The sequence below is a fragment of the Polynucleobacter asymbioticus QLW-P1DMWA-1 genome, assembly GCF_000016345.1.
In the GTDB taxonomy this organism is placed as follows: Bacteria; Pseudomonadota; Gammaproteobacteria; order Burkholderiales; family Burkholderiaceae; genus Polynucleobacter; species Polynucleobacter asymbioticus.
The window spans coordinates 132,143-152,337 of record NC_009379.1 but is presented as its reverse complement, the minus strand read 5'-3'; the positions used below and the strand labels follow the sequence as shown (position 1 = coordinate 152,337).

The following is a 20,195-nucleotide window of genomic DNA, read 5'->3' as shown; positions in this document are numbered from 1 at the left end:
TGTCATCAAAAATTAAATTGCTTCAGAGCTTCAGGCATGCCTTGCGCAATCGCAGCCTGTTCTTTTGCAGCATAAGTAGCTGCATCCCACAATTCCAAGTGACTACCCATTCCGAGCAACATCACTTCTTTTTCAATGCCAGCAGCGGCACGTAATTCTGGACTGACCAATACTCTACCTGCACCATCCAAGTCGACTTCAGCCGCATTTCCTAAGAAAATTCTGCGCCACCAATGGGCATCCATTGGCAGTTGCGCAACTCTTGATCGAAAGGTTTCCCACTCAGGCCTTGGGAAGAGAAGTAGGCAGCCATCCGGGTGTTTTGTGAGCGTAATACGCCCCTCACCCTGAACCAACAAGGCGTCACGATGCTTTGCCGGAATAGACATCCGACCTTTTGCATCCAAATTTAGAGCTGACGCACCTTGAAACACCATTTACCCCACTTTTTCACACTTCCTCCCACTTTAGAGGAACACACTAAGAGGGTCAAGTGTTTTTGGGGATTTTTTTGGGAATTTCTCTAGTGTTTACAAACACTTAGCGTGATGTGTTCATAAAATGCTGATAATAAAATAGCTACTTGAAACAATGGCTTGGAAAATACACTTAAGAATAGGTCTTAGCTATAGAGCTAGATAATCGCCAAATATACTGTTTTTAAAAACAGTATTTTAAAAAATAAATCCAAAAAATATTTTTAAAGCCCATTCTCAGAAAAATGGGAATTTAAATCCTGTAAGCAGCCGTTGTCATGACTTTGGACATCGCTTGCATTACCTTTTGCACGGGGTCTGGCAAAACTACTCCGCCGGCATGTAGCGCTGCTTGTCCATGCTCAATTTCATCGATGCGCATTTGATCAACAATTGCGCGTGAGCGAAGATCTTCCTGGGGCAATGTTTCAAGATGACTTTCGAGATGATTTTCAACTTGTTTCTCAGTCTCCGCTACAAAACCTAAACTCCATCGATCGCCCGCTAAACCAGCAAGCATGCCGATTGCAAAGGATCCAGCATACCAAAAAGGATTGAGGTAACTGGGGTGCGAACCTAATTCTTGTAGACGAGTTTCACACCATGCAAGATGGTCCATTTCTTCTTGACCAGAATGCTCAAGCATCACTTGAATTTGAGGATTTCTAGCAAGCATTTTTTGTGATTGATAGAGTGCTTGAGCGCACACTTCACCCACATGATTTACGCGCATTAATCCGGCAGCATGTTTTCTTTGGGCAACATCCAAATTTGCATGAGAAATCTCGCCTGACCCTGGGGTAGGCCGGCGAGAATGTGCGCCGCCAACGACTGAGCGAAGCGCAGTATCAAACTCAGCAATGAAACGATCTATGAGCGACATCTATAGAAAAATTAGACCAAAACCTCTGCTTTACAGCTTTGTTTAGTCTTTAATCCAAGCTCTGCTAAGAGCGCAAGGTCTTGTTCTGCCTCAGGATTTCCGGTAGTGAGTAATTGCTCACCATAAAAGATGGAATTGGCGCCCGCCATGAAACACATTGCCTGAATTGCACGCCCCAACTCTTGGCGACCTGCGGATAGGCGGACCCTAGCTTTGGGCATCGTAATACGCGCCACAGCAATTGTTCTCACAAACTCCAAAGGATCCAGAGGTTTTTGTTCAGCCAGAGGAGTCCCAGCTACTGGAACTAAATGGTTGATCGGAACTGATTCCGGATAGGGGCTTAAGTTGGCTAGACGCGCCAAGAAGGCGGCGCGTTGCTCACGAGATTCACCCATGCCCACAATGCCACCACAGCAGACTGACATGCCAGCAGCGCGTACATTAGAAATGGTATCTAAGCGATCTTGGTAGCCACGAGTAGAGATCACAGAGCGGTAAAAGTCTTCGCTCGTATCTAGGTTGTGGTTATAAAAATCCAATCCAGCCTCTTGTAAAGCCTTGGCCTGATTAGCTTCAAGCATCCCTAGGGTTGCACAGGTTTCAAGGCCTAAAGCCTTAACCCCCTTAATCATCGCCGTGACTTTTTCAATATCACGGTCTTTAGGCTCCCTCCAAGCGGCGCCCATGCAGAATCGATTGGATCCTGCGGCTTTAGCGGCTTTAGCGGCCTCCAGAACCTCCTCCAGGCCCATTAACTTCTCAGCCTTGACGTCGGTGTCATAACGAGCTGCTTGAGGGCAGTAGCTGCAATCCTCAGGGCAACCGCCCGTTTTAATAGATAGGAGGGTAGCTAATTCCACGTCACCTTCTGGAAAGTTGGCTTCATGAGCCTGTTGCGCCTTGAACATCAATTCATTAAAGGGCAAAGCAAAGAGCGCCTCGATCTGGCTAACAGTCCATTCGCCAGATGCATCCACCTCTTTCCTCAAATCAGCCTTCGATTTGATGTGAGTAAGGGGTTTTTCAACGGTTTGGGCGTCCAACATGAGTCAATTCCAGAAAAATAGATGAATTCAAGGCATAAACATAACAGATACAGCCCGAAATTAGGAAAAACTAGTGGTCAAATATCAAACATGAAGGTTATTTCCGATTTAGATCAAGCCACCCTAGTTAAACGCAGCCTTTCTGCGGTATGGCACCCCTGTACCCAGATGAAGCATCACGAATCACTTCCCCTGATCGCGATTACCAAGGGAAAGGGTGCATGGCTCTATGACGAACAAGAAAACGCCCTATTGGATTGCATTAGCTCTTGGTGGACTAATTTATTTGGGCATTCCAACCAGCGCATTAATCAAGCCATCACAAACCAGCTAGAAAAAATTGAGCATGTGATGTTGGCTGGCTTTACCCACCAACCCGTTGTTGAGCTTTCCGAAAAATTATCCGCCTTAACTCAAAAATATTTAGGTCATGTGTTCTACGCATCTGATGGCGCGTCAGCAGTAGAAATAGCGTTAAAAATGAGTCACCATTATTGGCAACTGCAAGGCAAGCCTCAAAAGAAAAAATTTGTGTGTCTCGAAAACGGCTATCACGGCGAGACCTTGGGTGCTTTAGCTGTAACTGATGTAGCCATCTTTCGTGAGGCTTACGGCTCACTATTGCAAGAGGTATATACCGCCTCTTCACCAGACGCTCGAAAAGCGATGACTGGCGAGAGCGCTAAAGACGTAGCAATAAAAGCCGCTCATGAGCTAGAGAAGCTATTCCAAAAAGAGCATGAACACATTGCCGCCATTATTGTTGAGCCATTAGTCCAATGCGCTGGCCAAATGGCGATGTATTCACCGGAATACTTGCGTCTTGTAAAGACCTTATGTGAATGCTATGACATTCATCTAATAGCGGATGAAATTGCTGTGGGTTGTGGTCGTACCGGAAAATTTTTTGCTTGTGAGCATGCTGGAATTTGGCCCGATTTTCTAACGCTATCCAAGGGAATCAGTGGGGGATACCTACCTTTATCCCTTTGTATGACTACTGAAAAAATTTACCGCGCTTTTTATAGCGATCAAACTCAACAGGGTTTCTTGCACTCCCACTCTTATACCGGCAACCCACTAGCCTGCGCCGCTGCCCTAGCCTGTCTGGAGATTTTTGAATCTGAAAAAGTGCTCGAAAAGAATGTGGAACGCTCAATAGATTTAGCGGACGCATTTGCCTGGGCAAAAGTCGATCCCCGGATAGAACATTGGCGTCAACAAGGAATGATTTTGGCGTTTGACATTAAGTCTGAGGTATTGAAAAACCAAAAGGCATTCCCTCGAGAAATGTTTTCAAGTTGCTTAAACGCGGGCGTGCTGATTCGTCCCATCGCCAATACGGTATATGTGATGCCACCCTATATCTTGTCAACTGAAGAAGCAATGGCAATGGGAAGTGCTGTGCAACGCGCTCTAAATCAGGCCCTCGCATGACTGGTTCGTTCAACGCCCTCAAGTTAGTCGAAGATCAAATTACAGATTTGGAATTGCAGTTACTCAAACGCCAATTACGCGTGACAGAGTCAGCCTGCGACACTACGGCATTGGTAGGTAATAGGCTCTTAAATACTTTCTGTAGCAATGACTATTTAGGTCTTGCCAACCATCCAAAAATCATTGATGGATTAATGGAAGGCGCTAAAAAATATGGTGTTGGTAGTGGCGCATCTCATTTAATTAGTGGTCATAACGTTGCGCATGATCACCTAGAAAAAAAATTGGCCTCTTTTCAGGCAAGCCATATCCCCAAGGCGCGTGCATTATTTTTTAGTACCGGCTATCTCGCCAATCTTGCAGCTATTACCGGTTTAGTGAGGCTTGCCCCTTCTGGTGGCGCCAGTATTTATTCAGCTAAATTAAATCACGCCTCCCTCATTGATGGTGTGCGTTTAGCCAGCGTACAAAACAATGCTGCGGTGACTTTGTTTGATCACACGCAGCCCGCATCCCTACTAAGCTCAATCAAAAATGATGTTAGGCCGCTAAAGCTCATCGTAGTAGATGGGGTATTTAGCATGGATGGTGATTTAGCACCCGTCAAAGAACTACTTCGCATTGCAGAACAAAGCGACGCTCTTTTATTGATAGATGATGCCCATGGTTTTGGTGTACTCGGTAAAAATGGACATGGCATATTGGAACAAGAAAACATCAGCTCTGACCGAATCATTTATATAGGAACACTTGGCAAGGCTGCTGGCGTGAGTGGTGCTTTCGTTTGTGCGAAAGATCAATTTATTGAGTGGCTCATTCAAAAAGGTCGCCCCTATATTTACAGCACTGCCACACCCCCAGCAATAGCGCATGCATTATTAAAAAGCTTAGAAATTATTGAGGGCGATGAAGGCAAAGAACGGCGCGCCCAACTTTACCGCCTCATTCAAATTTGGCAAGATGAAATGTCGTTTACTCAATGGACCAAAGTTTCCTCCTGTACCCCCATTCAACCAGTTGTTCTTGGCAGTAATGCAAATGCCTTAATGGCAGCCAAGCTATTGGATGAGGCTAGTTATTGGATACCAGCCATAAGGCCGCCCACCGTACCTCCAGGAAGCGCACGCTTACGCGTTACCTTTTCCGCAAGCCATCGGGAAGAAGATTTATATCAACTCATAAAGACCTTAAAAACCATCGAGCAACAAGTCATGGATAAAGCCTCTTCATGAATACATCATCGAGTTTTTTTGTAACTGGTACAGATACTGAGATTGGTAAAACTCTAGTCAGTGGTGCACTTATTCTGAAACTACGCGAACAGAATAAACATGTAGTCGGTTTTAAACCAGTGGTGGCGGGCACCTATCTCGAAGCTAATGGCAAGCTGTTAAATGAAGATCTAGAGACTCTCCGAATTGCCTCTCATTTGAGTCCCGAAGAGCTTAATTTATGCCCTTATGTTTTAGACACACCCGCAGCCCCTCATATTGCCGCAGCGCAATTGGGCTTGCAATTAAATCTCGCCACCATCATCAAGGCATATGAATTGATCAGAGCTCAGGCTGAGTCTGTCGTTGTGGAAGGTGCCGGGGGATTTCTGATTCCACTAAATACCACTGAAGACTTAAGCGATTTTGCAGCGCAAATCAATTTACCGGTCATCTTAGTAGTAGGCATGCGTTTGGGATGCATTAACCATGCGCTTCTTACCGTCGAGGCAATTGAATCTCGCAAATTGAAAATTGCCGGTTGGATTGCTAATTCCCTATCTTCCAAAATGGATTTATTAGAAGATAATATTCAAGCGCTTCAAACTAGAATCCATGCACCTTTTTTGGGGCTCATTCCCACATTACCAAGCGAGATAGAAAAGCCCAATAACGCCCCCTACACATTGGCCGCCCTTCAATTTGCTGCAGAGCACATTCAATTGCCTTCATAAAAAAGCAATTAAGGCCTTCTTATCGGCATTGCATATCAGTTTCGGATAAGATGAAGGGATGCATTTAATCCCTGAAATAACCGAGTCTGCAAAAGAGATCCAAGATATTCGACGCAATATTCATGCACATCCTGAATTGCGTTTCGAAGAAAATCGGACTGCCGATCTAGTTGCTCAGGCTCTCTCAAGCTGGGGAATTTCGGTATACCGCGGCATGGGAAAGACGGGTGTCGTAGGACGTCTCGATGGAGACTTAGGTCCTGGCAAGATGATTGGCTTGCGCGCCGATATGGATGCCCTGCCACTTCAAGAACACAATAATTTCGAACATACCTCTCGTAATCCTGGAAAGATGCATGCATGCGGCCATGACGGTCACACTGCCATGCTATTGGGGGCGGCGCAGTATCTCTCCAATCATCGCGAATTTAAGGGCACTGTGGTATTCATTTTTCAACCAGCCGAAGAAGGTGGTGCTGGTGCAAAAGAAATGATCAACGATGGATTATTTGAGCAGTTTCCTTGTGATGCCGTATTCGGTTTGCATAACTGGCCCGGTCTAGCAGAGGGTCATTTTGGAGTTACTCCTGGCCCTATGATGGCCTCTAGCAATACTTTTGAAATCATCATTAAGGGTAGAGGCGGTCATGCTGCCTTACCGCACAACAGCGCCGATCCCGTATTTGCTGGCGCTCAAGTGGTACTGGCATTACAAAGCATCATTACTCGCAATAAACGACCTATCGATGCCGCTGTACTATCTGTGACGCAATTTCATGCGGGAGAAACTAGCAACGTTATTCCAGACAGCGCTTTTATTGGTGGCACCGTTAGAACATTTACTTTGGAAGTGTTGGATCTGATTGAACAGCGCTTGCGTGAACTGGCTCACAATATTGCTAGCGCCTTTGACTGCCAGACAGAAATCACCTTTTCTAGAAATTACCCGCCGCTGATTAATCATGCTAACGAAGTAGCATTTGCGAGCGAAGTCATGAGTGAGATTGCTGGAAAGTCAAATGTCAGCACCTCTATAGATCCAACGATGGGTGCTGAAGACTTTGCCTTTATGTTGCTTGAGAAGCCTGGATGCTATGTCTTCTTAGGCAATGGGGATGGCGATCATCGTTCGGTTGGGCATGGCATGGGGCCTTGCCATCTGCATAACCCCTCATACGACTTCAATGATGCACTCATTCCAGTTGGCGTGAGTTATTGGGTAAAGCTTGCTCAGCGCTACTTGGCGTAAACCTAACGAGGCAATAAAAGCCACATGTTGCCGTTTTGCTTCATGCGGCCCGCCATTTCACCGGCAGCCTCACCAGAACCCCAGTAGTAATCAGCGCGCACTCCCCCAACAATTGCCTTACCCGTGTCCTGAGCCATCACTAGCTTCTGTAAAGGCTGATTACTAGCAGCCTTTGTAGTGGATAAAAATACTGGCGCGCCCAGCGGCATCGCTTGCAAATCAATCGCAATACTCCGCTCACTGGTGAGTGGCACGCCCAATGCGCCATCAGGACCTAGGGATGCATCGACATTGCCTGGCAGCTCTTTAAAGAAAACAAAACGGGGATTTGCATTAAGCATCTCATTAACCTGGTTGGGATTACGCTTTGCCCACTGAGAGATTCCCTGCATACTGGCTTCACCACGCGTAATTTCCTTGCGATCTAAAAGCCATTGCGCAAAGGATTTAAAAGGTTGATCATTCGTTCCCGCAAATCCCAGACGCAAAATACGGCCGTCATCTAGTCGAATTTTTCCTGAGCCCTGTATTTGCATAAAAGCAGCTGCAACTGGATCTTGAACCCAAGCAATCTCTGATCCCTGCAGCACTCCCGAACTGATTAGCTCAGCCCGAGTTGGTGCTGGATTCGGCTTAGACTGACGCCAGGCTTTTGGATAGCTGTACAAAGGAATGTTATAGATACTAGTGCGAGTTAATGATCCATTCATCACTGGTTCGTAATATCCAGTAATCATTCCCGTATCACTTCCGGCACTATTGCGAATTTCATAAGCTTGAAAGTTACTCTCAAAATACCGCCGAATCGCTTGGTTATTTTGACTAGAAATTCCTGCGGTCTGCGAACAGACTGAGCGCCAATTAATTTGGGTAGTGCGCTTTTGCAAAGCTTGACAGCTTTTGAGCCAAGCTGGCCATGCCTGCGTTAGATCATCTTCTTGCCAGCCTGGTAAAGCCTGCCATGAGACCGCACTAAAGCTAGCAATTGATGAGCTATAGGAAGATGGAGAGCCTCCAGCACCCGAACGATATCCAGGCCCACGGGTAGGAGGGGTGGAACAAGCAGCCAATAAACCAGCAATCAGAATAGCGAATACACTTGTTTGGATTAATTTAACTTTAGAAATCATGATCGCCAATTTACTCGATGAATACCCAATGCTACTTTTTGTTGTTGAGGGTGCAATTGCTTTAGGTCTTTTGCTATTTATTGTTTTATGGACCGGTAAAGGCAAAAAATAAGTGTTGCAACCCCTATTCCTGCTTTTTTAGTGGAGGGTACGGGGCATGACTAAAGCAAACTCGGGAATGGGCGCTTGAAAAAATTGTGCCTCCTCAGTCACGCAGAAGTATTCGCCGCGCATTGTTCCAGCAGGTGTGGGCAAAGTAGCCCAACTGGTGTACTCAAAATGCTCCCCGGAACGCAATAAAGGCTGCTGGCCCACAACCCCCAAACCACGGACTTCCTGGACATCATTGTCCCCATCCGTAATAAACCAATGGCGGGCAATGAGTTGAATGCTCGCCGCCCCCGTATTACAGATTGTGATTGTGTATGCAAAGGCAAATTGACGGTTATCCGGGTCGGATTGGTCAGGGAGGTACTGGGCTTTGACCGTAATGCTAATTTCGTGGGGATTCATGATCGAATTCTGCTCCATCCTTAGGTCAACTGCAAGCTAGAATCTAGGGATGGAAAGCCAAAAAATACCATCAAATCGCCAATTTCTTATTGCCCCCTCTATTTTGTCGGCAGACTTTGCCTGCCTAGGCAAAGAAGTACAAGACGTTTTAGCGGCTGGGGCCGATTGGATTCATTTCGATGTGATGGATAACCATTACGTCCCCAACCTCACGATTGGCCCTTTGGTTTGTGAGGCCATTCGTCCGTATGCCATGAAAAATGGTGGGGCTGCCGTTATTGACGTTCACTTAATGGTTGAGCCAGTGGATCGCATCGTGCCCGATTTTGCCAAAGCGGGTGCAAATCTCATTAGCTTTCACCCCGAAGCGAGCCCGCATGTCAACCGCACACTAAATCTCATTCGTGATCAAGGATGTCAGGCAGGGCTCGTACTCAATCCAGCTACACCACTAGATCACTTAGATCACACCTTGGAATTACTCGACCTGGTATTACTTATGTCAGTGAACCCCGGGTTTGGCGGTCAATCATTCATTCCAAGTACCTTACATAAAATCGCTCAAGTGCGTGCACGCTTAGATCGTCATGAAGCGGAGACTGGTCGACAGATTCGTCTTGAGGTAGATGGCGGCATTAAAGTAGATAACATTGCACAAGTGGCGCAAGCAGGCGCAGATACTTTTGTTGCGGGCTCAGCCATTTTTGGCAAAGAAAATTATGCGCAAGTGATCGATGCGATGCGCGCTGAATTAGGAAAGCTAGGAAGAGCCTAATGCATCGCGAAGAATTTAATGCCCTAGCAAAACAAGGTTTCAATCGCATCCCTCTTGTTAAGGAGGTATTGGCTGATTTAGAGACTCCTCTATCGCTTTACGTCAAATTGAGCCAGGCCTTTGGCAAGAAAAATACTTACCTGTTGGAGTCGGTATTGGGTGGGGAGCGTTTTGGCCGCTTCTCCTTTATTGGCTTGCCTGCCAAGACTATTATCCGAACTGTTGGAACACCATCTGCACCCGCCAATGAAGTGTTTACCGATGGAAAAGTGGTTGAAACAAACACCGATAATCCACTGGATTTCGTAGACGCATTCTTTAAACGTTTCAAGGTTGCGGTTCAACCTGGACTTCCTCGTTTTTGTGGTGGCTTAGCTGGTTACTTTGGTTACGACACTGTTCGCTATATCGAAGGCCGTTTAGCAACCCATCAATTACCCGATGAACTTGGCGTACCAGATATTCAACTCATGCTGACTGAAGAGTTGGCAGTGATTGATAATGTCGCCGGGCGAATCTATCTGATTGTTTATGCCGATCCCAGTATTGCTGATAGCTTTGAAAATGCTCAAGCACGTTTAAAAGAATTGCTTGCCTGTCTTAGTAAGCCGGTGGGTATGCCTGCATCGCTTCCAAGCGCCAAAACTGAACTTATTCGCAAGTTCAAAGCAGCAGATTTTGAGAGTGCAGTGCTAAAAACCAAAGAATATATTTTGGCAGGCGATTGCATGCAAGTCGTTATTGGCCAGCGCATTAGCAAACCCTTTACGGATTCACCTTTAGCGCTTTATAGAGCGTTACGCTCCTTAAATCCGTCGCCTTATATGTATTTCTACGATTTTGGCGACATGCAAATCGTGGGATCTTCTCCAGAAATCTTGGTTCGCCAAGAAAAACGGGCTGCAGAAAAAATTGTCACCATTCGTCCTCTAGCTGGTACACGCCCAAGAGGCACCAACCCCGAAGAAGACGAGCGCCTAGCTAAAGAACTGTTAGCGGACCCAAAAGAAATTGCCGAACATGTCATGTTGATTGATCTGGCACGTAACGATGTGGGGCGTATTGCGAAAACAGGCTCTGTAAAAGTGACCGATTCCATGTCAATTGAAAAATATTCACACGTGCAACACATTGTTAGCTCTGTAGAAGGCGAACTTCTGGACAATATGAGCAATATGGATGTATTGCGAGCCACCTTCCCAGCAGGCACCCTATCTGGCGCCCCCAAAATTCGGGCAATGGAAATCATTGATGAGATGGAAATTGTGAAACGTGGTGTTTACGGCGGGGCTGTAGGCTACCTTTCATTCTCAGGAGATATGGATGTAGCAATTGCTATCCGTACCGGTGTAATACGAGATGGAATGCTTCACTCCCAAGCTGGTGCTGGTGTGGTTGCCGACTCTGATCCCACTTCTGAGTGGAAGGAAACTGAAGCCAAGGCTCGTGCAGTTTTAACCGCAGCTGAATTAGTACAAGGAGGTCTCGATGCTCCTCATGATTGATAACTATGATTCGTTCACTTACAACCTTGTTCAGTACTTTGCTGAGCTTGGTGAGGAAGTGAAGGTATTTCGGAATGATGAAATAGCAGTAGAAGATATTGCCAAACTGAATCCTGCTCGCATTTGTATTTCGCCTGGCCCTTGTAGTCCCGCCGAAGCAGGCATCTCAGTAGAAACAATTAAACGCTATGCAGGACAAATTCCGATTTTGGGCGTGTGTCTTGGTCATCAAGCTATTGGTGAGGCATTTGGTGGAAAAGTGATTCGCGCTCAAAAAGTGATGCACGGCAAAACTGATAGCATTCATCACACAGGTGTGGGTGTTTTCAAAAATCTTCCAGATCCATTTAAAGTCACCCGCTATCATTCGCTCGCAATTGAAAAAAGCTCCTTGCCAGCAATGCTTGAAGTTACCGCCACATCCTCCGATGGTGAAATCATGGGAGTGCGCCATCGTGAACTGGCTGTAGAGGGAGTGCAATTTCACCCTGAATCTATTTTGTCTGAGCATGGTCATGCCTTGCTCAAGAATTTCTTGCAAAACAAATAATTCAATACATGTCCATTACCCCCCAAGAAGCCCTTCAGCGTTGCATTGAACATCGTGAGTTATTCCATGATGAAATGACAGACATGATGCGTCTGATCATGAGTGGTGAGATGGCGCCTGAGTTGGTAGCTGGCCTCTTGGTCGCATTGCGCACTAAAAAAGAAACAGTGGGTGAAATCGCTGCCGCTGCACAGGTGATGCGTGAATTTGCAACCTCAGTACATATTGATGATCGTTCGCACTTAGTTGATGTTGTAGGGACTGGTGGCGATGGCGCCCATACTTTCAACATTTCGACTGCTGCGATGTTTGTCGCGGCAGCAGCTGGTGCAAAAATTGCTAAGCACGGAAATCGCAGTGTCAGCAGCAAATCTGGTAGTGCCGATGTATTAGAAGCCTTGGGCGCTAACTTGGCCCTTTCTGCTGAGCAAGTAGCCAAATGCATTTCAACGGTGGGCGCAGGATTTATGTTTGCCCCTAACCATCACCCAGCAATGAAGAATGTTGTTCCTATTCGCAAGCAATTGGGTGTGCGCACTATCTTTAATATCCTAGGGCCCCTCACCAATCCAGCCGATGCGAAGCGCATTCTGATGGGAGTGTTTCATGCCGATCTTGTCGGCATCCAAGCTCGCGTATTACAAGCCTTAGGCATGGAGCATGCCCTCGTTGTTTATGGACGCGATGGATTAGATGAAATCTCGCTTGAAGGTCCTACATTGGTAGGCGAGCTAAAAGATGGTGTTGTGCGGGAATATGAAATTCATCCAAAAGACTTTGGTCTACATACAGCTCCCACTAATAGCTTTAAGGTAGCTAATGCAGAAGAATCTAAGAGAATTGTTCTAGACGTCATTGATAACAAACCGAGCGCAGCCAGCGATATCGTCTGTCTAAACGCAGGTGCAACCCTTTACGTAGCCGGTATTGCCCCTGATATTGCTAGCGGTATTGCAAAGGCTAAAGCAGCTATCGCTTCTGGTGCTGCACGTCAAAAATTAGACGCCTTTGTTGCTGCGTCTCAATCAAACTAAATACCCCCCATGAGTGATATCCTCGACAAAATTGTTGCCACAAAAAAAATAGAAGTAGCCCATAACTCATCAAAAATTTCCCTTGGAAATCATCGCGAGCAAGCTGAAGCTAATAACCAAAGTAATCTTTTAAAGCCCAGAGGCTTTATTCAGGCGATAGAGCGCAAAATTTCAGCAGGGAAGGCTGGGGTGATTACCGAGGTAAAAAAAGCAAGCCCAAGCAAAGGGATCTTGCGAGAAAATTTTATCTCCGCAGAAATCGCGCAGTCTTATGAAAAACATGGCGCTGCTTGCTTATCGGTTCTCACTGATAGTGATTATTTTCAGGGATGTAACGCCTACCTTCAGGAAGCTCGAGCTGCTTGCCAGATTCCAGTTCTTCGCAAAGATTTCACTATCGATCCATATCAAATCTATGAGGCCAGAGCTATCGGGGCAGATGCCATCTTATTGATTGTGGCCTGCCTTGAACTCAACCAAATGATGGAGCTCGAAGCCTGTGCTCATGAATTGGGTTTAGATGTATTGGTAGAAGTTCATAACGCGCCCGAATTAGAGCAAGCGCTAGAGTTAAAGACGCCATTGTTGGGCATCAATAACCGCAATCTCAAAACATTTGAAGTGAGCTTGCAAACCACTCTCTCACTCCTATCTTCAGTGCCCAAGAATAAAACTTTGGTTACTGAATCCGGCATCTTAAGTCGCGCCGATGTTGAGTTAATGCGTAAGAATCAGATAAACGCCTTTTTGGTTGGCGAGGCTTTCATGCGTGCACCAGACCCGGGCACCGCACTTAGCGAGCTCTTTGCTTAAAATGCCTGAGTAGATCAAGCCCATATTTGATTACTGAAATCAGCAATAAAGATCCAAATACATCTCCAATAAACATGACTAAAAAGTGATTTGGGGTACCCGCCCCATCAAGGGCCATGGTTGCATACCAAAATTGGTGCAGCCCTGCAGATAGTAGGGCGTAGAGCAAGATACAGATTACCAACTTGGGTAAATTTAAATTACTTAAATCAGGCGCAAGCTGCGTATTGCTAAGTATTAATACTCTTGCCAAATAGGGAGCGAATCCGGAAATTAAACCAGTTCCAATGCACAGGGTTAGATCTTGAGGAAGCGCTCCAAAATAGCTAATGGTAAATGTAGCTAGGGCAATTCCAATGGCCCCTGGCAAGCCAAAGATTAAGGTTATAAAAAGACGTAAGCCTGCTGGCAGATAAATCCAATTCACTCCCAAGCTGTAAATTAAGCTACCAGTAAGCCAAGAATTAATATAAAAAAGGGTCGCATAAGACAAGGCACTAACCACTATGCCAACAAACCATTCAGAAGGTAAAAAAGAAATTTTTGGCATTATTGGGGCGGCTGTAAATTGACTCTAATCAATGATGGTTCACTCACATGGGGACTAAAATAGCACTGTCGATATAGCCAATATACTTCGTTCAAGCCTACAATTGAAACCATGCAAACTTTAAAGCCGTCCGCTTATTTACGTTTTTTAAACTTGATTGATGCCCTTGATCGCATCAATCCTGGGAAAAAGCTCGACTCCATTGAAGAAAGTCTCTTGGATAAGGTTGTGTCTGCAGCTCAAGCAAAACAGTCTATTCTGGTGGGTGATTTAATTTCCCTCTCTGAATTAGGCTCTCAGGCAACCCTGCACGGCCGATTAAAGAACCTGAGTGCCATGGGATACATCAAGATGGCCGGCAATAGTGATGGCCGTAAAAAGGAAATTCTTCCCACTAAGCAAGCCCTTAAGCGTTATGAAGAAATTTCAAGATGCTTAGAGAAAGCAGTCAATAGGACCTGATTACTGATCGCTGCCATAAAAAGAAAAAGCCCTTTGTTAAGGGCTTTTTTAATATCGGTTTGAATAACTTTTTTAAACGTTAAACAAGAAGTTCAATACATCGCCATCTTTAACGACATATTCCTTACCTTCAGCGCGCATCTTGCCAGCTTCTTTGGCTCCAGACTCACCTTTAAATTGAATAAAGTCATCATAGGCAATTGTTTGCGCTCGAATAAAGCCGCGCTCAAAGTCGGTGTGGATTACCCCGGCTGCCTGCGGAGCTGTATCCCCTTGGTGAATGGTCCATGCGCGCACTTCCTTAACCCCAGCAGTAAAGTAAGTGTGTAGGCCCAATAAAGCATAGCCTGCACGAATGACGCGATCCAAGCCAGGCTCAGCCATCCCGAGGTCAGCCAAAAATTCTGTTTTATCTACATCATCAAGATCTGCAATTTCTGCTTCGATGGCTGCGCATACTGCGACTACCGGCGCATTTTCTTTTGCCGCGTGCTGCTTCACCGCTTCAAGATGCGGATTATTTTCAAATCCATCTTCTTTAACGTTTGCCACATACATAGCAGGTTTGGCAGTAATTAAGCATAGGGGCTTAATGAGTAATTTCTCATCATCAGTTAAATTCATGCTGCGCACTGGCAAAGCTGAATCAAGGTGAGCTTGTACTTTAGTCAATACTGCAACTAAAGCAGCCGCTTCTTTGTCATTTCCAGATTTGGCAGCTTTGCTAGAACGGTTTAATGTTTTTTCTACTGTGGCTAAGTCAGACAAGGCCAGCTCAGTATCAATCACACCAATATCAGCAATCGGGTCGATTTTGCCTGCCACGTGAATGACGTTTGGATCCTCGAAACAACGCACCACATGGGTAATCGCATCCGTTTCCCGGATATTGGCTAAGAATTGATTTCCTAAGCCTTCGCCTTTAGATGCGCCAGCAACCAGGCCAGCAATATCGACAAATTCGACTGCTGCCGGCAGCACGCGCTCAGGCTTTACGATCTCAGCCAAAGCGGCTAGACGGGGGTCAGGAACCTCTACTACGCCCACATTAGGCTCAATCGTGCAGAAAGGATAGTTTTCCGCTGCGATTCCAGCCTTGGTAAGCGCATTAAAGAGGGTAGATTTGCCGACGTTAGGCAGGCCGACGATGCCACATTTCAAAGACATGTCCTTATTGTAAAGGGGCTTGTTTCGATATCATCGAGTTATGTCAGATGCGAACCAAAAACATTCATCCAAAACCCCAGCGAATTCGCCTCAAATTCGCACTGCAGATGTCGTTGTGGTGGGCGGAGGCATAGCCGGCAAGGCTTGCGCCTTAGGCCTGGCGCAATTAGGCCTTCAAACAGTAGAAATTGCCCCCGATCTCCATCAAGCAGTGCCCACCCCACAAAGCAGTCAATGGGGTCAAAGAATTTATGCTTTTTCGCCAAGCACCCAAAAATTACTTGCCCATCTCCAAATTTGGGACGCTCTAGACCATAGTCGCCTCCAAGCTGTACGCGACATGCGAATTTATGGCGATCGTGGCGAGAAAAGTGATCACCTCCATCTCTCTGCCTTTGAAGCAGGCACGCCTCAGCTCGCATGGATTGGTGAATCTAATTTAATTGAGCACACCTTAGATCAAGCAGCGCGCTTTCAAAGTAAATTAGAGCGCATGAATGATGCTGTAGAAAAAATAGAGGTTGATACAGATGGAGCAACCCTTCATCTAAAAAGTGGAGGCACTATTCGCACGCAACTCGTCATTGCAGCAGATGGAGCAAGCTCACCCATTCGCAATCACCTTGGAATTAACACCACTGAAGAGAGCTATTTACAAAGTGCTGTAGTGGCAAATTGGTTTTGCACTTATCCCCATCTTGAAACTGCTTTTCAATGGTTCTTGCCGGGCGGAGATATTGTTGCCATGCTCCCGTTACCCAACAAGCAAGTATCCATGGTGTGGTCAACTTCCCCAGAAAATGCCGCTGAGCTTCTCAAGCTTGATGCCTCTGGCTGGCAAAGCCGTTTTGAATCGATCGCCAATGGCGCGATTCTGAAACAGTTAGGCGAGCTCACGCTGAACTCCAGCCCTGCAGCGTTTCCACTGCGCAAAATCAGGGCTGCCCGCTTTATTGGCCCAGACTCGTCTCCTAAAGTAGCCCTCATTGGAGATGCCGCTCATGTGATGCATCCATTGGCTGGGCAAGGCTTAAATCTAGGTTTAAGGGATGTTGCCGTGTTGCTCAATATTCTTGGTAAGCGCGAATCTTTCCGTGCGGTAAATGACTTAACACTACTGCGTCGTTATGAACGTCAACGCCAAGGCGACACTAGCGCATTACTATGGGTCACAGATAAACTAAAAAAATTATTTTCTGGTAGCAGCAGTACGGAGAAGCGGTTACGTAACTGGGGTCTTGGGCTTGTGAATAAAAGCCACTTTATTAAACAGCGGCTCATTGAACGCGCCTTAGGAGACATTCATTTTGATTAAATTTTTATCAGCAGTACTAATATGCGTAGGTCTCATATGCTCGACATCCGTTCAAGCACAAGCTGAACAGCAAATTAAGGTCGATATTCAAAAAAAATTGGGCACTACTGTCAAGGTAAAAAGTGTTCATCCTGCACCCATTTCAGGCCTCTATGAAGTGTTGGTTGGAAATGACATTTTTTATACCGACGCCTCTGGAAAATATTTATTCCAAGGTGAAATCATTGAGCTCGCTACTGGTAAAAACATTACAGAGCAGCGTCAAAATGACCTTAATCGCATTAAATGGTCTGATTTAAACCAATCTAACGCCTTTAAAACAGTTCGAGGCAACGGCAGTCGACAGCTGGCAATTTTTTCTGACCCTAATTGCGGTTACTGCAAGCGCCTTGAGAAATCTTTACAGCAGCTAGATAACATCACCATCTATACGTATCTCATACCCATTCTTTCGCCTGACTCCGCTCAAAAAGCAAAGCAAATCTGGTGCTCTGCTGACCCGTCGAAGACGTATATCGATTGGATGGTCAATGGAGTTACCCCAAATGGAAAAAGTGATTGCACAACACCCTTAGATAAGAATCTGGCATTTGCAAAGACTTACGGCATTACTGGTACCCCTACACTCTTTTTTATTGATGGCAGTCGCTTTCCAGGCGCAGTACAAATTACTGACATCGAAAAGAAATTCGGCTCACTTAAATAAAGAGAAGCACCATGGCAGATCTCCCAGCGATCCAATACACCGTTTGGCCAGCAGATCCACATGGTCACCGTTTTCAGGTAAAGCTTCATATTGCTAACCCCAATCCAGATGGGCAAGTAATCAAGATGCCAGCCTGGATTCCTGGTAGTTATTTAATTCGGGATTTTTCAAAACAGATTGAAGCTATTGATGCCTATATAGCCGGCAGTACAAAGCAAAAAATTGCGCTTGAGCGCATCGATAATGATCGATGGCGACTCCCAAGAAATGCTGGTGCTGTCGATATTTTGACAACCGTTTATGCCTTTGACTCATCGGTTCGCGCAGCCTACCTAGATACCGAGCGCGCCTTTTTTAATGCCACCAGCCTATGCTTGGCTGTAGAAGGCCAGGAAGACCTTCCTTGCTCGCTGGCGATTACCCCAGCAGAGGGCGCCTTTGCAGATCATTGGACTGTGCAAACCAGCTTACGAGCTGCAAAGACGGATAAAAATGGCTTTGGATTTTATCTAGCGAAAAATTTTGATGACTTGATAGATCACCCAGTGGCAATCGGCGAATTTCAAACGGTCCAATGGATGTCTGGCAGCGTTCCACATAGCATAGCTATTCAAGGATGTATTCATCCGATTGATAGCGCTCGCCTTGCTCAAGATCTTCAAGCAATTTGCAATTCCACCATCAATCTTTTTGAACCTAAATCCAAGCAACCGCCATTTACGCATTATTTATTTTTAGTCAATACTGTTCTGAATGGATATGGCGGTCTGGAACACCGCAATAGCACAGCACTTCTATGCCGACGCGATCAGATTCCGCAAGCGAATGTGCCCCTCGAAGAAGATGCATATCGAGAATTTCTAGGTTTGTGCAGTCACGAATATTTTCATGCGTGGCTTGTTAAGCGCATTAAACCTCAAGCGTTTCAACCTTACCATCTCAGCCAAAGAAACCACACTAGGCTGCTTTGGTTTTTTGAAGGCTTTACTAGCTACTATGACGATCTCCAGCTATTCCGCAGCAAACGTATTGATCTTGTCACGTATTTAAAGCTGGTTACCAATAATTGGAATGGTGTTTTACGAGGACCCGGTAGGCACAAACAAAGCTTGGCCGATAGTTCTTTTGATGCCTGGACGAAGTACTATCAGGCAGATGAAAACACCCCTAATGCAGTAGTGAGCTACTACGGTAAGGGGGCTTTGGTTGCTCTTGGCCTTGACTTACAAATTAGAGCCTTCTCCAGCAATAAAAAATCCTTAGATGATTTAATGCGTTTAATTTGGCAACGACATGGAATCACCTTAGCAGGAATTGGGGAGGACGGACTAGATCAATTGATATTGCAATTGCTCGGGAATGGATTTACTAAAACTTGGAATGAAATCAAGGCTCGATATATTTTTGGAGTCGAAGACATCCCTTTGCAAAAATGGATTGCCTCCACATTGGTCCGAGTAAAACCAAAACATCAAAGCTCGCTAGAAAAACTCAAACTGCAGCTGGGCATCCGCCATACCGATGTAAACGGCTGGATCAAAATTACCCATATCCTAGATGGTGGGGCCGCACAGGCTGCAGGCCTTGCACCCGGAGACCTCTTAGCTAGTATGAATGGTCAACGCATTACCCCAACCCGATGGGATAGCGTCTTGAATAGCCTTGCTAAAGAACAAAGCTTTGCCATATTGTTTTATCGGGATGATTTAGAGCATGAGCGTATTGTGATGTTGGAGTCATCCCAACTGCCATTGCAATATGAATTAAGTCCTTCATCAGACTCAAAATCTAATTAATGCCTTCTTTTTCTAAGAGCGATATTCCTGAGGATTGGCGCGCACTACTAGGCGACTACTTTGATTCACCTGCCTGGAAGCAATTAGAACTTAATCTGCAGTCCATTCTAGACAGTGCGCCTGCAAGCATTTACCCCCAGCCTGAGCATTTCTTTAAAGCTTTAAAACTAACTCCAGTCGATTCAGTCAAAGTAGTCATCCTCGGACAAGATCCGTATCACTCGCCCGGATTGGCACAAGGCTTGGCATTCTCCATTCCCGCTGATATCCCTTTAAACTCCCGTGCGTTTCCAAGTTCATTACGCAATATCAGCAAGGCACTCGCTCTTGAGGGGTTTGGTGGATTGCCAAACGGTGACTTACATTCATGGGCACAACAAGGCGTGCTTCTCCTAAATACAGCACTCAGCGTAAAACCAGGCGAAGCGGGAAGTCATGCCAATCTAGGATGGAAAAGCCTGATTGATTGTTTAATCACTCAGCTCGCCTTACAAAAACCTTCTTTAGTGTGGATGCTTTGGGGAGGTCATGCTCAATCCAAGCTCCCATTAATTGAATCTGGTATTGACCAACTCATTTTGCAATCTTCCCACCCTTCTGGATTGGGCGTTTACAAAACCGACAAGCCTTTTTTAGAACCTGGTGCACACGCTAGTTGTAAACACTTCACCAAAGCAAATGAGTGGCTTACTGGCCATCATCAGGCGCCCATTCAATGGATTAGTTTAAATAGCGCGGTAAATGGCATTCAGGTGGATTTATTTAGCCAAAGCGGTAAAAATACAGCCCACTAGACAAGAGGCAAAGATGGCGCAAAGCCATTCCAGCATTTGGCCTGAT

The 20,195-nt window shown here is 45.8% G+C and carries 21 protein-coding genes; 14 read left to right on the top strand and 7 right to left on the bottom strand.

All coding sequences use genetic code 11. The features are described 5' to 3' along the window. Window positions 1–5 precede the first annotated feature (5 nt). From mraZ to bioB, 3 genes are all read right to left on the bottom strand, one after another. The gene (gene mraZ, locus PNUC_RS00860; RefSeq protein ID WP_048812188.1) at window positions 6–434 is read right to left on the bottom strand and encodes a division/cell wall cluster transcriptional repressor MraZ; all 429 of its coding nucleotides are present in this window, start codon (window positions 432–434) and stop codon (window positions 6–8) included. A 295-nt stretch (window positions 435–729) separates the two neighbouring features. Continuing rightward, complete coding sequence (gene coq7, locus PNUC_RS00855; RefSeq protein ID WP_011902003.1) at window positions 730–1,359, bottom strand: 2-polyprenyl-3-methyl-6-methoxy-1,4-benzoquinone monooxygenase; 630 nt, start codon at window positions 1,357–1,359, stop codon at window positions 730–732. Between the two features lie 11 nt (window positions 1,360–1,370). Further along, window positions 1,371–2,408 carry a biotin synthase BioB gene (bioB, locus tag PNUC_RS00850; protein WP_011902002.1) on the bottom strand — a complete coding sequence of 346 codons (1,038 nt, stop codon included), beginning with the start codon at window positions 2,406–2,408 and terminating at the stop codon, window positions 1,371–1,373. A gap of 90 nt (window positions 2,409–2,498) precedes the next feature. Between bioB and bioA the strand changes: the two genes are divergently transcribed. Genes bioA through PNUC_RS00830 form a run of 4 tightly spaced genes read left to right on the top strand, consistent with a single transcriptional unit; the run spans window position 2,499 to window position 7,039 of the window. Further along, window positions 2,499–3,845: an adenosylmethionine--8-amino-7-oxononanoate transaminase gene (gene bioA / locus PNUC_RS00845; protein ID WP_143070010.1), complete on the top strand. Its 1,347-nt coding sequence runs from the start codon at window positions 2,499–2,501 to the stop codon at window positions 3,843–3,845. Then, complete coding sequence (locus PNUC_RS00840) at window positions 3,842–5,077, top strand: aminotransferase class I/II-fold pyridoxal phosphate-dependent enzyme (protein ID WP_011902000.1); 1,236 nt, start codon at window positions 3,842–3,844, stop codon at window positions 5,075–5,077. The genes bioA and PNUC_RS00840 overlap by 4 nt, the downstream gene beginning before the upstream one ends. Next, window positions 5,074–5,790: a dethiobiotin synthase gene (gene bioD, locus PNUC_RS00835; RefSeq protein WP_011901999.1), complete on the top strand. Its 717-nt coding sequence runs from the start codon at window positions 5,074–5,076 to the stop codon at window positions 5,788–5,790. The genes PNUC_RS00840 and bioD overlap by 4 nt, the downstream gene beginning before the upstream one ends. Window positions 5,791–5,848: 58 nt before the next feature. After that, complete coding sequence (locus tag PNUC_RS00830; RefSeq protein WP_011901998.1) at window positions 5,849–7,039, top strand: M20 aminoacylase family protein; 1,191 nt, start codon at window positions 5,849–5,851, stop codon at window positions 7,037–7,039. A 2-nt stretch (window positions 7,040–7,041) separates the two neighbouring features. Here the strand turns inward: PNUC_RS00830 and mltA are convergent, their stop codons facing one another. Then, the gene (gene mltA / locus PNUC_RS00825) at window positions 7,042–8,169 is read right to left on the bottom strand and encodes a murein transglycosylase A (RefSeq protein WP_011901997.1); all 1,128 of its coding nucleotides are present in this window, start codon (window positions 8,167–8,169) and stop codon (window positions 7,042–7,044) included. A 138-nt stretch (window positions 8,170–8,307) separates the two neighbouring features. Beyond that, window positions 8,308–8,682 carry a Co2+/Mg2+ efflux protein ApaG gene (gene apaG / locus PNUC_RS00815; RefSeq protein ID WP_011901996.1) on the bottom strand — a complete coding sequence of 125 codons (375 nt, stop codon included), beginning with the start codon at window positions 8,680–8,682 and terminating at the stop codon, window positions 8,308–8,310. Between the two features lie 49 nt (window positions 8,683–8,731). Here apaG and rpe point away from each other — a divergent pair, with 49 nt between their 5' ends. The 5 genes from rpe to trpC are packed head-to-tail and all read left to right on the top strand — an operon-like array spanning window position 8,732 to window position 13,359. After that, window positions 8,732–9,457, top strand: coding sequence for a ribulose-phosphate 3-epimerase (rpe, locus tag PNUC_RS00810; protein ID WP_011901995.1), 726 nt, complete (start codon window positions 8,732–8,734; stop codon window positions 9,455–9,457). Further along, entirely contained in the window at window positions 9,457–10,962 is a 1,506-nt protein-coding gene (gene trpE / locus PNUC_RS00805) for an anthranilate synthase component I (RefSeq protein WP_011901994.1), read from the top strand. Before rpe ends, trpE begins: the two co-directional genes overlap by 1 nt. Beyond that, window positions 10,946–11,512, top strand: a complete 567-nt coding sequence (locus PNUC_RS00800) for an aminodeoxychorismate/anthranilate synthase component II (protein ID WP_011901993.1) — start codon at window positions 10,946–10,948, stop codon at window positions 11,510–11,512. Before trpE ends, PNUC_RS00800 begins: the two co-directional genes overlap by 17 nt. Window positions 11,513–11,520: 8 nt before the next feature. Continuing rightward, window positions 11,521–12,546, top strand: coding sequence for an anthranilate phosphoribosyltransferase (trpD, locus tag PNUC_RS00795; RefSeq protein WP_011901992.1), 1,026 nt, complete (start codon window positions 11,521–11,523; stop codon window positions 12,544–12,546). 9 nt (window positions 12,547–12,555) lie between these two features. Next, on the top strand, window positions 12,556–13,359 hold the full coding sequence (gene trpC / locus PNUC_RS00790; protein ID WP_011901991.1) for an indole-3-glycerol phosphate synthase TrpC: 804 nt from the start codon (window positions 12,556–12,558) through the stop codon (window positions 13,357–13,359). Here trpC and PNUC_RS00785 read toward each other — a convergent pair. Beyond that, window positions 13,340–13,909, bottom strand: a complete 570-nt coding sequence (locus PNUC_RS00785) for a hypothetical protein (protein WP_011901990.1) — start codon at window positions 13,907–13,909, stop codon at window positions 13,340–13,342. The two genes, trpC and PNUC_RS00785, sit on opposite strands and share 20 nt — an antisense overlap. Window positions 13,910–14,020: 111 nt before the next feature. Here PNUC_RS00785 and PNUC_RS00780 point away from each other — a divergent pair, with 111 nt between their 5' ends. Next, window positions 14,021–14,371, top strand: coding sequence for a hypothetical protein (locus tag PNUC_RS00780; protein WP_011901989.1), 351 nt, complete (start codon window positions 14,021–14,023; stop codon window positions 14,369–14,371). A 72-nt stretch (window positions 14,372–14,443) separates the two neighbouring features. Here PNUC_RS00780 and ychF read toward each other — a convergent pair whose 3' ends face one another. Next, window positions 14,444–15,538: a redox-regulated ATPase YchF gene (ychF, locus tag PNUC_RS00775; protein ID WP_011901988.1), complete on the bottom strand. Its 1,095-nt coding sequence runs from the start codon at window positions 15,536–15,538 to the stop codon at window positions 14,444–14,446. A 40-nt stretch (window positions 15,539–15,578) separates the two neighbouring features. Here ychF and PNUC_RS00770 point away from each other — a divergent pair, with 40 nt between their 5' ends. Genes PNUC_RS00770 through PNUC_RS00755 form a run of 4 tightly spaced genes read left to right on the top strand, consistent with a single transcriptional unit; the run spans window position 15,579 to window position 20,149 of the window. Next, complete coding sequence (locus PNUC_RS00770; protein ID WP_011901987.1) at window positions 15,579–16,853, top strand: FAD-dependent monooxygenase; 1,275 nt, start codon at window positions 15,579–15,581, stop codon at window positions 16,851–16,853. Then, window positions 16,846–17,559, top strand: coding sequence for a DsbC family protein (locus tag PNUC_RS00765; protein ID WP_011901986.1), 714 nt, complete (start codon window positions 16,846–16,848; stop codon window positions 17,557–17,559). The genes PNUC_RS00770 and PNUC_RS00765 overlap by 8 nt, the downstream gene beginning before the upstream one ends. An 11-nt stretch (window positions 17,560–17,570) precedes the next feature. After that, complete coding sequence (locus tag PNUC_RS00760) at window positions 17,571–19,355, top strand: M61 family metallopeptidase (protein ID WP_011901985.1); 1,785 nt, start codon at window positions 17,571–17,573, stop codon at window positions 19,353–19,355. After that, window positions 19,355–20,149: a uracil-DNA glycosylase gene (locus PNUC_RS00755; RefSeq protein ID WP_011901984.1), complete on the top strand. Its 795-nt coding sequence runs from the start codon at window positions 19,355–19,357 to the stop codon at window positions 20,147–20,149. Before PNUC_RS00760 ends, PNUC_RS00755 begins: the two co-directional genes overlap by 1 nt. The last annotated feature ends 46 nt before the right edge of the window (window positions 20,150–20,195 follow it).

Coding starts and splice junctions, on each gene's coding strand:
- coq7 (WP_011902003.1), bottom strand. CDS start 1,359: ATGTCGCTCATAGATCGTTTCATTGCTGAGTTTGATACTGCGCTTCGC.
- trpE (WP_011901994.1), top strand. CDS start 9,457: ATGCATCGCGAAGAATTTAATGCCCTAGCAAAACAAGGTTTCAATCGC.
- PNUC_RS00770 (WP_011901987.1), top strand. CDS start 15,579: ATGTCAGATGCGAACCAAAAACATTCATCCAAAACCCCAGCGAATTCG.
- PNUC_RS00830 (WP_011901998.1), top strand. CDS start 5,849: ATGCATTTAATCCCTGAAATAACCGAGTCTGCAAAAGAGATCCAAGAT.
- bioA (WP_143070010.1), top strand. CDS start 2,499: ATGAAGGTTATTTCCGATTTAGATCAAGCCACCCTAGTTAAACGCAGC.
- rpe (WP_011901995.1), top strand. CDS start 8,732: ATGGAAAGCCAAAAAATACCATCAAATCGCCAATTTCTTATTGCCCCC.
- bioB (WP_011902002.1), bottom strand. CDS start 2,408: ATGTTGGACGCCCAAACCGTTGAAAAACCCCTTACTCACATCAAATCG.
- PNUC_RS00760 (WP_011901985.1), top strand. CDS start 17,571: ATGGCAGATCTCCCAGCGATCCAATACACCGTTTGGCCAGCAGATCCA.
- apaG (WP_011901996.1), bottom strand. CDS start 8,682: ATGAATCCCCACGAAATTAGCATTACGGTCAAAGCCCAGTACCTCCCT.
- trpD (WP_011901992.1), top strand. CDS start 11,521: ATGTCCATTACCCCCCAAGAAGCCCTTCAGCGTTGCATTGAACATCGT.
- PNUC_RS00780 (WP_011901989.1), top strand. CDS start 14,021: ATGCAAACTTTAAAGCCGTCCGCTTATTTACGTTTTTTAAACTTGATT.
- PNUC_RS00840 (WP_011902000.1), top strand. CDS start 3,842: ATGACTGGTTCGTTCAACGCCCTCAAGTTAGTCGAAGATCAAATTACA.
- mltA (WP_011901997.1), bottom strand. CDS start 8,169: ATGATTTCTAAAGTTAAATTAATCCAAACAAGTGTATTCGCTATTCTG.
- PNUC_RS00800 (WP_011901993.1), top strand. CDS start 10,946: ATGCTCCTCATGATTGATAACTATGATTCGTTCACTTACAACCTTGTT.
- PNUC_RS00785 (WP_011901990.1), bottom strand. CDS start 13,909: ATGCCAAAAATTTCTTTTTTACCTTCTGAATGGTTTGTTGGCATAGTG.
- ychF (WP_011901988.1), bottom strand. CDS start 15,538: ATGTCTTTGAAATGTGGCATCGTCGGCCTGCCTAACGTCGGCAAATCT.
- PNUC_RS00755 (WP_011901984.1), top strand. CDS start 19,355: ATGCCTTCTTTTTCTAAGAGCGATATTCCTGAGGATTGGCGCGCACTA.
- trpC (WP_011901991.1), top strand. CDS start 12,556: ATGAGTGATATCCTCGACAAAATTGTTGCCACAAAAAAAATAGAAGTA.
- bioD (WP_011901999.1), top strand. CDS start 5,074: ATGAATACATCATCGAGTTTTTTTGTAACTGGTACAGATACTGAGATT.